The 14,176-nt window shown below is 65.6% G+C and carries 9 protein-coding genes; 3 read left to right on the top strand and 6 right to left on the bottom strand.

The genetic code is table 11. The features are described from left to right. Positions 1-260 precede the first annotated feature (260 nt). On the bottom strand, positions 261-3,896 hold the full coding sequence (locus OVY01_RS07545; RefSeq protein WP_267846803.1) for a hypothetical protein: 3,636 nt from the start codon (positions 3,894-3,896) through the stop codon (positions 261-263). A gap of 324 nt (positions 3,897-4,220) precedes the next feature. Between OVY01_RS07545 and OVY01_RS07550 the strand changes: the two genes are divergently transcribed. Continuing rightward, positions 4,221-4,547, top strand: coding sequence for an NIPSNAP family protein (locus tag OVY01_RS07550; RefSeq protein WP_267846804.1), 327 nt, complete (start codon positions 4,221-4,223; stop codon positions 4,545-4,547). 19 nt (positions 4,548-4,566) lie between these two features. Here OVY01_RS07550 and OVY01_RS23145 read toward each other — a convergent pair whose 3' ends face one another. After that, complete coding sequence (locus OVY01_RS23145; protein ID WP_349293496.1) at positions 4,567-5,250, bottom strand: response regulator; 684 nt, start codon at positions 5,248-5,250, stop codon at positions 4,567-4,569. Positions 5,251-5,428: 178 nt separating this feature from the next. On the opposite strand from OVY01_RS23145, the gene OVY01_RS07560 reads away from it, so the two are divergent. Together OVY01_RS07560 and OVY01_RS07565 are read left to right on the top strand one after the other, a co-directional pair. Further along, a complete protein-coding gene (locus OVY01_RS07560; protein WP_267846806.1) occupies positions 5,429-5,710 on the top strand; it encodes a hypothetical protein in 282 nt (93 codons plus the stop codon). Between the two features lie 172 nt (positions 5,711-5,882). After that, on the top strand, positions 5,883-7,658 hold the full coding sequence (locus OVY01_RS07565; RefSeq protein WP_267846808.1) for an amidohydrolase family protein: 1,776 nt from the start codon (positions 5,883-5,885) through the stop codon (positions 7,656-7,658). Positions 7,659-7,872: 214 nt separating this feature from the next. Here OVY01_RS07565 and OVY01_RS07570 read toward each other — a convergent pair whose 3' ends face one another. From OVY01_RS07570 to OVY01_RS07585, 4 genes are all read right to left on the bottom strand, one after another. Beyond that, on the bottom strand, positions 7,873-9,564 hold the full coding sequence (locus OVY01_RS07570) for a S10 family peptidase (RefSeq protein ID WP_267846810.1): 1,692 nt from the start codon (positions 9,562-9,564) through the stop codon (positions 7,873-7,875). 211 nt (positions 9,565-9,775) lie between these two features. Continuing rightward, positions 9,776-11,329: a methyl-accepting chemotaxis protein gene (locus tag OVY01_RS07575; RefSeq protein WP_267846812.1), complete on the bottom strand. Its 1,554-nt coding sequence runs from the start codon at positions 11,327-11,329 to the stop codon at positions 9,776-9,778. Between the two features lie 178 nt (positions 11,330-11,507). Continuing rightward, positions 11,508-13,184, bottom strand: a complete 1,677-nt coding sequence (locus OVY01_RS07580; RefSeq protein WP_267846814.1) for a S53 family peptidase — start codon at positions 13,182-13,184, stop codon at positions 11,508-11,510. 172 nt (positions 13,185-13,356) lie between these two features. After that, positions 13,357-14,001, bottom strand: coding sequence for an NADPH-dependent FMN reductase (locus OVY01_RS07585; protein WP_267846816.1), 645 nt, complete (start codon positions 13,999-14,001; stop codon positions 13,357-13,359). Positions 14,002-14,176: the final 175 nt, after the last annotated feature.

Genomic DNA, 14,176 nt, shown 5'->3' on the forward strand with positions numbered 1-14,176 from the left:
CAGCGAAGCAATGCGATTTCAAGCAATGCGATTTCTTCCAGCACGCCGATCCTGAAACGTCGATCCACTGCCGCGCCAGGGAACATTGTGTGGAGGCCGTTTAAAACGGTCGAACAAAAAAAATAACATCGGCGCATAAAAAAATTTTATGACGCCGCGCATCCGGCTCGAACCCAGGCGCGGCGGGGCTTTCCGCGTCTGGACACTGTTGCGCGTATCTGACGGCTCCGGGTAAACGAAGGGGCGGTGCCGAGTACGCGTCAGGTGAAGCCGATCGCCGTTTCGACCGCGCGATCGCGCACGGCATGGGTCACCCCGCCGACACCGTTCAGGCCGGTGTCGTTGATGTGCGAGCGCACTTTCTGATTGATCAGGAACCGGCCTTCCCGGTACGCGCTGCCCGTGTGGATATCGTCGATTTCGTTGCGCGCCTGGGTCTGCACCCGGGTCTCGCCGCGTCGTCCCGAGAGATCGGCCTCGGCGTCGAGCAGGTTCGCGGTGTCGACATGCCGGCCGAACTCCCAATACATCATGGGCATCGCCGTCATGTCGCGCTCGGCGAGGTACTGGCCGACCATCTCTCCCATGTGGCGCTTCTCGCGCGCGATCGCCTCGTCCCGGCTCGCCGGGTCGCTGTACGTGGCGGGAGCGAATTTCTTCGCCTTGTCTTCCGCGAACTGGTCGATCTCCGGCGCCAGTCCGGCGACGAAGGAGCGGGGGTCCAGGAAAGAGCGGGTCGCGAAGCTGGTGGGCAGTTCCTTGCCGTCCTCCAGGATGCGGGTGCGCGCGTCCACCTGCCCGCATCGGAAGAAATCCACGCCCCCGGCCGCGCCATTGCCCGCGAGGACCTGCGCGTAACCCGTCACGTCGCCGCGCGCGACGGCGTCCAGACCGTACAGGGCCGTGAGGATGCCGTCCGCGCTGGCCTTGAAAGTCTGCGCCTGCGTGTCCCGCTCGGTCCGCAGCCAGCCGGACGTCTCGCGGTACGTGGTCTTGCCGTTTTGCAACTGGCCCGCCACGCGCATGTTGGGCAGGCCCAGCCGGAAATCGCCGAAGCGGATGCCCGCGCCGCCCGTGCTGGAGCCCGTGGTGACGTGTTCGCGGTCCGTGAATTCGAAACGTCCGATCGACAGGTCGTCGCCGAATGCCTGGTAGGCGCGCTTGACGAGCGAGCCGCGGTCTTCCCCGTTGCCGGGCTGCGCCATTCCGCGGGGCGTTTCCGGGTCGAGCAGCATCTTCACCAGCGCCGCCTTTTTCGCGTTCACGGCGCGATCCCCGCCCACGCCGCCCGACAGGTGCCGCGGGAAGCCGAACACCGCGCCCTCCTGGTGAACCGTGCCCCAGGCATGGTTGATGTCGCCGCCCGCGCTCAGGGTCACGGGGAATTCGTGCCCCAGGGCGTGGCCCCCCGATGCGCCCGCGCCGATTTGCTTCGGTATCAGCGTCGAGACGCTGACGCGCAGCGCGCTGCGATCCGTCGTGGTCGAGGATTCGAAGGACACGGTACGCATCATGCCGCCCCCGAGGTCGACCCGCACGCTCGCGATCGTGCCCGAGAGGATGCTGGAGACGAGGCCGGTGGCGTTGTGCGTGGTGACCTGCACGTTGCCGGCGCTGTTCAGTGAGATGCCCGAACCGAGTTCCTCGTGCGACACCACGTTGCCGAGCGATTCGGCCGCCTCGGATCGCGTCATGCCTTTGAGCGAGCGCGTATCCACTGGCGTGATCTGCAGGTTCTCCACCCGCTCGAAGCTCTTCGCGAACGCGCGCCAGTCGGGTGCGCCGGCGGGGACCGATCCCCCTGCGCCGGCCTGCGCGAGGGTTCGTGCGCCTTCGGCGTCGCGCGGGCCGCCCGCCATGCCCGCCCAGTCGAGCAGGCGCGTGGGCGTGAGCGGCCTGTTTTCCTGGTGCACGCTAGCGGCGATCTTCCGCCGCAACGTCGCCGTCGCATCCGGCGAATCGGACGCGGGCAGCTTCGCGAGCACCAGTCCGACCGCTATCTCCTCGGCGCGGGGCGACAATGCCACCGGCTGCGCCAGGCGGGGCAGCAGCACGACTTCCTTGCGCGTCGTCGCGATGATCGCCTCGCGCGCCAGCTGCTGGATCAGCGCCGTGCCTTCCTCGCCGGCGAGACGTTGGGGATCGGGTTGGTCACCGACGCCCGCTTCGCGAAGCTGCGCCGCGATGGCGGTGTTCAGCACGTCGAACATGTCGGAAAACGTACGGCCTTCGTGGATGCCGCCGCGATGCGCGACCTGGACGCCGCCGTGCTTGCCGGCGATGAGCGCGTCGTATGTCCGCAGGGGCGACTTGTTCTTGTTGACGGTGAAGTTGCTTGTGGGATTGAAGAAATTGACCAGGGCATTCAGGGCGCGCGTGCCCCGCGACGACGGCCGCAGCGCGCGCTCCAGGTGGGGGCCGCACGATTTTTGGGTACGGCTTTCGACGAAATCGAATTCGCTGCGCGTGTTGTCGATATTGCGTTTCTGGTCCGTCGTCATGCCGCCGCGGATCATCCCGATCGCGAAGTCGCAGCCGTGATCGCGAACGGGAAGCGGCTTGCCGCGCGAGCCGGCGTCGGCGACGTGGCGGTCGATGCCGCCGAGCGCATCCTTGATGGCCAGCAAGGCCTTCTCGGCCACCGTCAAGGGAATGCCAGCCGGCGTGGGGCGACCCTTCGCGCCCGGCCAGACATCCGGTTCGGCATCGATCGCGCGGCGCAGATTGCCGCTCGGATCGTCGAACTGCGCGCCCGGCGCGCCCGAGGCCGCGCCGGTCCCGGGTTTTTTCTCCATTGCCAGTTGCGTCGTCGCTTTCAGGTAGGTCCGCAACAGGATGCGCTCCTTGCCGGGAACCGAGACATGGGTGCCTTCCGGATAGGGCGTGTGCGGCGTGAGCTTGTCCAGCAGGTCCATGCCCACGCCGCCCTTCACGCTTTCGAGCTTCTGGGCGAGCAGCCAGGCATCGCGCGTGGCCGCCGATGCGTCGGCGCCGCCGGGTCGCGCGTCCGGCTGGCCCGCGGCGCGAATCGCGCCCAGCAGGTCGGTTTCGCGCAGGCGGTCCAGCGCCGCGAGCGCGCGCGCGGCGGGATCCCACGCATGGCCGAAGGTCGCGTCGAGCGTCTTGGCCAGCAGCACGACCGTCGGCTCGCTGAGGGACAACGCGTGTTGGATATCCTGCAACGCTGTTTGCAGCTTCGCGCGCGGGGGCTTGCCTTCCACATCGTTGAAAGCCTTGTCCACTTCCCGTGCGAATTGCGCGCTGTCGGGCGGGTTTGTCGTGGCGGAAGCCGCGACCGCGGGGGTGTCGCTCCGTGACTGGAAGAGAAGGGGAGGCAGGGAATAGGGGTCCGATGTACTTTCCTTGACCTGTTTTGCGCTGAAATAACCGCGGTCCGCGAACAGGCGGTCGAGCGCACCGTTCGAGCCCAGGCGCTTCAAGCCCTCGCTTGGCGGCGGCGCCGTGCGCGGTACGCCATGGCTGGCCTCGCCGAGTTCGGGAGGCGGCGCCGGCATGATCGTGTCTTCCCGACGCACGCTGCCGCCCAGTTTCGGGGTGGGCGACTTCGTGCTGGAACGAAAGGGCGTGAGCGCCGTGCGTTTGGAGGAAATGCCGAAGCCTGCCTCGTAGCGTGTGTCCTTGGACAGCATGGCCTTCACTTCGGATATCCCGGGCAGGCGCCGCTTCGACGGCGGGCTGTCCGGCGCGCCTTCGCGCGAGTTGCGCGCCGGCTTGGCGACGGCCGCGAGATCCGCGAGGCTCGCGTGCCCGGCAAGCCGCGAACCGGCGGATGCCGTGGCGGGACGCGCAGGCGAGGGCGGCGCATCCGTTTGCCGGGCGGGGGGCGCGTCGGTGTTCGCCGCTCCCGACCGGAAGCGTGAAAAGATCGAGGGCATGACATTTTTCCCAGAACGGAGCGACCGCGCGCCGCCAGCGTCATCGCGGCATCGGAACCGGATGCGTGGGCAGCAGGAGAGCACAGCGCGACGAGGGCATTGTAGCAACCTCGAAAACCCGGGAAAACGCGGCGGGGCGGGCCGCTTCCCGTATTCTTCGGGCCTGCGGCACTCGCTTCGCTTTGGATCGATCCGTACCGGACGCGGCGCACGCGACGAGCGGTTTTGCCGGAACTGGTGAACAATGGACATGCGCATGCATGCATCACAGCGGCGACGCCGGCGCCGTGCCGATCGCCGTACTTCAACCAACAGGAAAACATCATGATCGTCGAAATGCGCATCTACCATTGCGCACCGGGCCGGTTACCCGCCCTGCAGGAGCGCTTCACCCAGACCACGCTGGCATTTTTCGAGAAATACGGCATCGAGCAGGTCGGATTCTGGACGACGTTGGTCGGTCCCAGCAACCATGCACTGACCTACCTGCTGAAATGGGACAGCATGGCGGATCGCGAGGCGAAGTGGGGTGCCTTTCAGGCCGATCCGGAATGGCTGGCCAAGCGGGCGGCAAGCGAAGCGGAGAAGATCATCGTCGAACGCATCGAGAATTACTTTCTCGCGCCCACTGCGTTTTCCGCACTCAAGTAAGAGGCGCTGCGCGCCGCGCCTATACGACCATGCCGTCGATCAGGCCGATCAGTTGCTGCAACGGGCTGCCCTTCTGGCAATAGCCATCGAACCCGCAGAGATGGGCGCGCGTTTCGATCTCGACGTCGGACAGTGCGGTGAAGGCGATGATGCCCAGGTGACGGGTTGCCGTGAGCCGTCGCATGACGCTCGCGGTCTCGAAGCCATCGTGCTCGGGCATGTTGATGTCCAGGACGATTACGTGCGGTACCCAGATGCCGATGGTGCCCAACGCGTCGACGCCGCTGAGCGCGAAACGGGTATCGAAGCCCTCGTAGCCCAGTGCCGTCGCCAGCGCTTCGGCCGCCGGCGCGTAGTCATCGACGACCAGCACACGGGTTGTCGCCTCCAGGTTGGGCACTTGCCGGTCGCTCCAGCTACGGCAAACGGGCACGGCCGTCCGTTTCAATCGGCTGCTAAGGTTGTGTGCAGTATTCAAAGCGACTTCGCCCTTACGACCGGCGACCTTCTTGAGTTTCTTCCGGAAATGGCAATCCGCGTCCATGCCTATGCCGGCAGATTGCGCCTCGCCATCCTGCAACCGCGTCGCCGCGACGGGCGCAAGGACGGGATGGATCCGCATCTGGCTGTCACGCGGCTTAACCTGAATAACGGCCGTGAGACACGAAGGCTTGAGGTCTTTTTGCGATGAATTGGAAATCATGTTTCCCCTCCCGGCACGGCTCTGCCTACCGATAATACCGCGCCGGGGAAGACCAACTCTCATCAAACGTTTGTTCATGGCACGCCGCGGACGTTCCCGTGCGGGGGCGGTGAACGATGCCGACGGGCACGATACCCGCTATGCTGTGGTGGAGACCACTGACCAGGAGAAACCTCCCATGACACACACACGCCACGAGGCATTGCCAGAAAGCGAGCGCGATGCGTTCGCCGCGGCCTGTCGGGAATACCAGCGGCCGGTCGACGGCTTCGCGGTGAGTTGGGAAGAGCAGTACCCCGATCATGGCCGGGTCGACCACATCGAGCGCGTGGTCACCGTCCAGGCGCTTGGCGTGCCCAGCGAGCCCGTGACCTATGATGCCGGTCCCGGAACGCACTGGATCGACGGCTTCACCGCCGATCTGGCGGCCGGCGTCTTCGATCCACCCGGGCTCGAATAGCGTCCTTTCCGAGCGGCTTGCCAACGCGCCGGCGTGGGCCGGTGCCGAAAACAGGATGCCAGGGAGATCGCCGGACCAATCTTCGTATTTGGGAAAACGGTTTCGCTTTTATTTTTCTTCTGGAGCTGATCGGCCACATTCTTCGGAACATTGCCTTGAAAGATGTACGACCATGAAGCCAGCGAGCGTTTTCAGCAGTCTGATCAGAGGTGCGCGCGCGGCATCTCCCGCGGTGGATCAAAATATTTCGCCGCCCAACGAACGCACTCCGCTTTTGGGAGAGCAGGGTAGGACCTCCTCCGCTAACAGTGTCCCGCGCCGGTCAACCAACGAGGCGGCGACTGCGTTGCGTGCGTTGGGTCGGAACATGGTGGTACGCGGGGAAAAGGAGTTCAAGGACGGTTCCAAACGTCCCGATTCCCTGGTTGCCCGCCCCCTCAGACAGGCCAGCATTTTTTCAAAAAGCAGCGAGGGGACTAGAACGCCGCTGCCAAGCAACAGCTTCGCCGTGCCGCATTGGATAATGTCCACCACGAGCAGCGAAGCTCACACCGACTCCCACATGCACCCTACCAACTATGTCCAGCGGGGCATGCATTTGCATAAAGCGCTGGAATGGATGGACGAGCTCGGAGTGCGCAATTCGACGGTCATGCCGATACCGACGTCATTGCTGGCGGTAAACATCGACAAAAAGACCGATCGCTCGATTCTGAGCATCGCACCGGAAATACTGGCCGCTCCGGAAATCGCGCCGGAGACCTTGAACCAACACCAGCAGGAGCATATGTGTGGCTCGCTGAACCATTATTACGTTCCGGACGAGCACAAGAACATTACCGCGGCTGATCTCATCAAACACCCTGACATCCTCAAGGAGATCGTCGCCGCGGGCGAATTGTATGTCGATACCAGCGTGGATCACATGACGGCCAGCGACATCCAGGATGCCGGGCTGAGCGAGGCTGAACGTAGCCGCTTCGATCCGATGATGACGGGCATTCATTTGGGGGATCCCCGGGCGACCGACGGTTTGCTGCGGACCCTGTACGCGCACCCTGGCGTCTTTACTGGTGTGGGGGAAGTCACCATTACGAAGGAACTGGTCCAGCTTCTTTTTGCCGGAAAATCGCAGCCCCACATCCACAAGAATATCGAAGCATTCAAGGATCTGCTGGCCAATCTCGGCGAGATAGGCATGCCGGCCGTCGTGCACTGCGATGCCTACGAACTTCTCGTTCAGTTGCAGCGGAAGGCGGGCCCCGACGTGGATTTCGGCCTTGCGTCGGCCAGCGGCAAAGGCAAGGGACCTGCCGCCCCAACGCAACTGGATGGCCTGAGCAATCTGTTCGGGGACCCCAGAGTTCAAAACACGACGATTATTTGGGCGCATGCCGGCGGTTTGGGACGGTTCGTCATGGAAGAACCCGGGCATATCGACGCATTGCAGGCCATGCTCGATAAAAACAAAAATCTCAACCTGGATATTTCGTGGAGTCGGGTTGCCGAGCAGTTGATCAAGAGTCCGGAGGCCATCGCAAGATGGTCGGATTTCATCGTCAAGAACAGCGACAGAATCCTCTTTGGATCGGATACGCTTGCTCCCGCCACTAGGGATACGTGGGACGCAACGAAGGTTACCTACCAGAGTCTTTTCGAAAACATCAGGCAGCGGCCGGGCGGCAATGTCGTCATGACCAAAATCCTGAACGACAATTACGACCGGTTGATCGTGGGCTCGCGCGAGAAGGTGCGCTTCTTCGAGAACCATGTGCTTACCAAGGATTTCAAGAAAAATGCGCTCAGCGGCACGGACGTACGCGATACCAAGGGCAACCTGTTCATGGGCGTAGACAACCGACCCATCCAGCGCATCACGCCCGAGTTCCTGCGCCATGAAAGAGCTTTGGCGGGCGCGCGATTGGGACTGGTAGCGGCAGCGGTATAAAGTGTCGCCTGCCCGAGGCGAAAGGGCGCGAAACGGGGCGCGAAACGGAGCGCGAAACGGAGCGCGAAACGGATCGCGAAACGGAGCGCGAAACGGAGCGCGAAACGGAGCGCGAAACGGATCGCGAAACGGCGCCGTGAACGACGTGGCGGGGCGAGCGATCGCCATCATGTTGCCCCGGGCGTTTGTCCAAGGGCATCGCCTGGCACGGCTCTTAGCGCAGCGGCGTCTTGCGCTGCTCCAGCCCCCGAATCCGGCTCATCGCCGCATGGTCGGCGGTGGCGGCCTGATACATCGTCGCGAGGTCGGCCTTCAGCGCGGTGCGCGAATCCCCGTCGAGATAGACCATATGTCCCGACGGATAGAACCGGATCGTCAGATTGTCGCGAATCGTCGGCGAGAGCAGGGGCATGTCGGCGAGATCGGTGACGGTCTGATGGAACGGCGTCACCGCGTCGTAATAACCGTTTGCCGACAGCACCTTGAGGTCCACGTTCAGACTCATCGTCGCGGCGAGGTCGCCGGCCGTGTAGAGCACGACGTTGCCTTTCGCGTCGATGCCCTTTTCAGCGCCGGTGGGGTCGATATGGTGGAAGTCCCAATACTGGAAGGCCTGGTCGTTCAGATCGGTGAATGCCGAATTCGACGTGAATTTGAGATCGTCGTTCAGGTAAGTGTTCCACATCGCGGTATAGACGCCGTTGACCGCGGTCATCGTCGGGTCGTTGCCGCCTGAATTCGGATCGATGTCGGCGGCGATGCCGGTGTCGATCGCCGTGACGCGGCCGTCGTAGGAACCGAGCGCCAGCCCCTGATCGTGCAGCAGGGAAATCAGGAACAGGGTATTGCCCCGGCTGTTCGCGGCGGCAACGTCGAGTCCCCAGCTTTTCAGCGTGGCGGCGTCGATGCCGGTGTCGTCGCTGAGCGTGGCGAGCGTCTTCGCATCGACTTGGGGGAACTGCGCGAGTGCCTTCGCGTAATCGCCGTCGGCGAATGCGGCGACCGTGTCGGCGAACGCCGCCAGCGATGCCGGACGGGGCGTGATCTTGAGCTTGTCGTGATACCAGGCGTCGGCGGCGCAGGTGGGGAGCAGGCCGACGGGATTGCCCGCCTTGGAATAGTCGAGAATCGACGATTGCAGGGTCACGCCGTTCAGGTCGACGCCATCCTCGTGCAGCACATAGGACAACGCGGCGCTGCGCGCGGTGCCGTAGGATTCGCCGAACAGGAATTTCGGCGAGTTCCAGCGGTCGTGCGCCGTCAGGTAACGCTTGATGAACTGGGCGAGCGAGTGCGCGTCCTGGTCGACGCCCCAGAAATCCCGGTTGCGATGCGGGGCGACCGCCGCGGAATAGCCGGTGCCCACCGGGTTGATGAAGACCAGATCGCTTTCGTCGAGCAGGCTGTCCGGATTGTCTTCCAGCGTATAGGGCGCGGGTGGCGTGAACCCCGGCATCGCGGTTTTGATCCGCTTCGGCGCGAACGATCCCAGCAGCACATAGACCGAGGACGAACCCGGGCCGCCATTGTAGAAAAACGTGACGGGCCGCGTTTCGGCGGCGGCGCCATCCAGCGTGAACGCCACGTGGAACAGTTTGGCTTCGGGCTGCGAACTGCTGGGGTCGACGACGACCAGGTGCCCCGCCGTGGCGGTGTAGGCCAAGGTCCTGCCCCCCAGCGTCATCGTGTGATGGGTGATGGCAGCGGTTTCGGTGGTGTCGGTGACCGAATCGTCGGGACCGTTGCCATAGGCGACGGGATCGAATACCGCCTGGTCGGCAGGATGCGCGGCGCCGGGCGCATGGCGCCCCGGCGTGGCCGACTTGGTGGGTTTGGGTGATGTGGCCGCCGCGGCTGGCTTGGCGGACCTGGGGGCTGTGAGGGGGGCTGTTTTCTTGTCGGGCATGGCACGCTCCAATCATGACGGCGCGTCGCGCCGGGGGCGGAACATCGGGAAGAAGCGCGCGGCGTCGCCTCGGCGGGTCGGTGCGTTCCGTCCGCCGGTATGCGCGAGATATCGCGCGCTTCTCCGTCCGAGGACGCATGGAACGTGCCATTGCCGGCATCGCGGCCCACGTGAGACAGAAACGCGGACGCAGGCCGGCGGGCCGCCCGGTTCAGGCCGCCGTTGCAAGCTGGAAGACGTTGACCGAACGCGCCAGCACATCCGCCTGCTCGTGCAGCGATGCCGCGGCCGCGGTGGATTCTTCCACCAGCGCGGCATTTTGCTGCGTGACCGTGTCGATATGTCCCATCGCTTTCTCGATCTGCTCGATGCCGGCGCGCTGTTCGCTCGACGCCGCGGCGACGTCCTTCATCAGCGCGGTGGCGCGCTGGATGTTCGACATCGTGTCGTCCATGGCCTCGCGCGCGGCATCCACGCGACTTTCGCCTGCGCGGATCTGCTCGGTGGAGCGGGCGATGAGCGCGCGGATCTCTCTCGATGCCGTGCTGGATCGCTGCGCGAGTGCCCGGACCTCGGACGCGACCACCGCGAAGCCCTTGCCATGCTCGCCCGCGCGCGCGGCCTCGACGGCGGCGTTCAGCGCCAGGATGTTGGTCTGGAACGCGATGCCGTCGATGACGCCGACGATGGCGCCCACTTCGTTCGAATGCTCGCCGATCGCGCGCATCGTCGCAATGACGTCGGACACCACGGTAGTACTGTTCAACGCCGAAGCGGACGCGGTTTCGGCTAGGGCACAGGCCGCCAGCGAATGCTCCGCGTTATGCTTGACGGCGGCCGCGAGCTGTTCGACGCTCGCCACGGTCTGCTCGAGCGAGGACGCTTGCGCTTCCGTGCGGGCCGCGAGTTCGGCGCTGCCGGCGGCGACTTCGTTGGACGCCGTGCTGATCGATGTGCTCGCGATGCGGATCGATCGGACCGTTCCGGCGAGTTGCACGCGCATGTTGCCGAGCGCGGTCAGCAGCACGCCGATTTCTCCGCGCGGAGAGGGCGTGTCGGGGAGATGAAGATTGCCCTCGGCCATGGCCTCGCAGGCGCGCACCGCCTCGCCGAGCGGCGCGAGGAGCAGGCGTTGCGTGCCGACGCGGATCAACAGCGCCAGGGCCGCCAGCACCGCGACGATCACGGCGGCCTGGCTCAGCAATGCATGCCGGAAAGCCTCGTCGATGTCCGACATGTAGATCCCGCTCCCCACCACCCAGTGCCATGTCGGATCATAGTAGACGTAGGTGAGCTTGGGTTGGGCACGCTGGGCGCCAGGTCGCGGAAAGGCGTAGCGGTAGAATCCCTGACCGTGTTCCTCGCCAAGCTTCAGCATGTCTCGGAAAAGAAATTTTCCGTCCTCGGAGCGCGCATCGCGCAAGTCCGTGCCACGCAGTTTCGCATTGGGATGGGCGAGCATGACGAGGTCATGCGAAAAAGTGAAGATATAGCCATCGTCGCCGTAGTGCATGCCCGCGATGCGCTGGGTCACCCACGATTGCGCCTGTTCAAGCGTCATCTTGCCGGATGCCGCCTGTTGCTGGCCCTCGACGAGGACGGTGCGGGCAAGGTCGACGACGTGCACGAGATCGACCTCGCGCCCGGCGACCATCTCCGCACGTTCCCGGCTGGCGCTCCATACGCCGAAGGCCATGAAAGCCAGGCCGACGATCGCGGCCAACAGATGCAACTTTCTTTTTAGACTGCCGTTTTTCGTTTCCATCGTCATCCGTATTGTTGGTTCTACGCTGCCCGATCGGTCAGGTCATCGTGTAATACGGAGTGTTCGAGGATTTCTTTAACAAAGCATGAACAAGGAAGTAGGACCTAGGACCCAGGACCTGGTTCCGCGTCCGACTTTCCGGATGCACGTCCGGGGCGGCGTCGCGTTGGGGCACGCACTACAGGGCGGCAAGCTTCGAGCCGTCCGGACTGCCCAGCCCCGTACAGGCATCCCACCCCGGCGACGCATGAAACGTCCCGTTGTTGCCCTGCACGACATCGCGGCACACGCCGGGCTGCGCATACAGGCGCGGGTTGAGATATCCCAGCGGCGCGCTCCGGCCCGCGTTGATTCGCGCGATCAGTCCGGCCCACAGCGGCGCAACGGCGCTGGTCCCGCCCACCACCTGCGGCTGGCCATGCACCAGGATCTGGTAGCCGCTTTCCGGATCGGCGTCACCGGCGACGTCGGGCACGCCGCGCATGGCCAGCGGGCTGGACTTCCCGCCGCTGCGCGTCACGCTCAGACCCTTCTGCCAGTCCGGCAGCGGAAAGTGCGCGCTCACGCCGCCGCCGCCCGCGCCGCCCCGCGCGCCGTCGTTCCAGACCGTCTCCGCCTGGATGGTCGTACCGCTGCCGCTCAGGCGCGTGCCGCCGCAACCCAGCGCGAACCGGCTCGATGCGGGAAAATCGACGTGATCGGCATGATCGGCGACCCCATCCGAGGAGCCGCTGTCGCCCGAGGCGACGCAGACGGTGACGCCCAGCGTCGCGGCGCTTTGCAGCACGTCGTCGAGTGCGCTGATCGACTGCGCGGTCCAGCTGGATTCCGGGCTGCCCCAACTCAGCGAGATGACCGAAGGGCGATTCACCGTGTCGTGGATCGCGGCGTTCAACGCATCGACGAAGCCCGCATCGCTGTTCGGCGCGAAGTAGACCGCGAGCGTGGCTTTCGGCGCGAGGGCGCCGGCGATTTCGATGTCGAGCGCGACTTCGCCGTCGGGGCCGTTCGGGTCGTCCGACGGTGCGTTGCCGGTGCCGTCGACGGAGACCGCCACGACCTTCGGCAGCGCAAGGCCCAGCCCGGTGAAGTAGGTGTTCAGATCGCTGGTGGCATAGCCACCGCCCAGTTCGATGATGCCGATGCACTGACCGCTACCGTCGCCGTCGGGGAAGCCGTACAGCGCGGCCAGTTCGAGCGGGGTGTACGAACGTTCCTGTGGTTTGCTGAGCGCCGGTTTGACGGGGGGGCGAGCCGGCACCGATTTCTCCGTCGCCTCCCCCGCGGTATCGCGGGCGCCGCCCTGGGTCGCATGGCCCGTGGTCGCATCGCCCGGCGCGCCGCCGGCCGGGCGCAGCAGACGGTGGGCGCGCGCCTGCGGACGGTCGTCGAGGCCCAGCACCGCCGTGACCACATCCTTCAATTCCGCGGGCAAGTGGATCACGCCGGTGCGGCCCCGGAAGTCGCCGGCGTCGTGTCGGTAACGCTGCAGGTCGACGTCGAACGCGGCATTGCACTGCGCGACGCTACCCGCCAGCACGACGGTGCGGCTGCAGGCGTCCTCGCGGACCACATCGAGATGTTCCCGGGCGGCGAAGGCACGCACCGTTTCCAGGTCCGCGGGGGCCGCGCCGTACTGATCGCGATAGGCTTCGCGCGACAGCGCGCGCGGCGCCGCGCCGGAGCCCGCGTTCACCGGCGCGCAGACGCTCGCCAGGTGCGCGTGAAACCCGCTGGCGTCGGCGCGCCGCAGGATCAGGCTGACCTGCACCTTCTCGTTTTCGTCCGCGGGACCGATAAGCCGTGCGCCCGGTAGCGCGGCCCGCTCACTGCCTGCCAATACGTGTTTTGCCATCGTCGCTGCTCCAGCCCCAACATAGGGAGACCCGGGCGGACGGCGGGGCGCTGCCATCCGACTTCCTCATCTTACGCCGGGCACGGCGGCCATGCAGCGCCGCCGCGGCAGCGCTGCGGGCGTTGGCAGCGCACGCGGCGCCCGCTCACGTCGTTGGACTCACGTCGGTTGCTCACGCCGCGGCGCCACGCGCCTGCGATGCGATGGCCTGCACGCGGATGTTTTCCAGCGCCTGCTGACGGCTTTGGAACGCCAGCGCGAACTCGACCGACTGTTGCGCGAGGGTGGCCAGCTGGGCGTCGACTTTCGGATCCGACGCGGTGTCGCCGTCGAAGCGGTTTTCCAGCGAATTGATGGTCGCGCCGAAGGGGGTCGGCCAACCCCGCAACGCATGCACGATGGCGCGCAGCGAGGTCAGCACGACGCCGGCGCCCTGCCAGCCGTAGGCGGTGACGATGCAGCCCACCGCCCGCGTGTCGAGGTAGGGACGCGCGTCGCCGCGCAGTTCCTCCAGCGTATCCAGCGCGTTCTTCACCAGCCCCGACACGCCACCGTGATAGCCGGGCGTGGCGATGATCAGGGCGTCGGCGTCGCGTACCGCGTCGACGAAGACGCGCTGCGCATCGGTGCGTTGCGGGTCTTCCGGCGCGTAGTGGGGCAGGCTGTGCAGAAAGGCGCCGCCGAAGAGACGGGTGCGGGCACCGCTGGCCTCGGCATGGCGCAACGCGACGCGCAGGGCGCTTTCCGTCGACGAGGCGGCGCGTGTCGTGCCGCCGATGCCGACGACGAGGGGGCGGCGAGGTTCGGGATGGGTCAAGAGAGGACTCCGGCAGGGGATCGATCGAAGAAGCGGGCCGGACAGCCCGGCACTCCGGTGATCATAGGGGGGACGGCGCGCGGGCCGGAACCAAGATTTGCTCGCATCGATATGCGCTGCGCGGGATAGCGCGCGCCGGGGCGCATCGTCCCTGCGTCCGGAAGACGTCCGGAAA

Source organism: Robbsia betulipollinis, from assembly GCF_026624755.1.
GTDB lineage: Bacteria > Pseudomonadota > Gammaproteobacteria > Burkholderiales > Burkholderiaceae > Robbsia > Robbsia betulipollinis.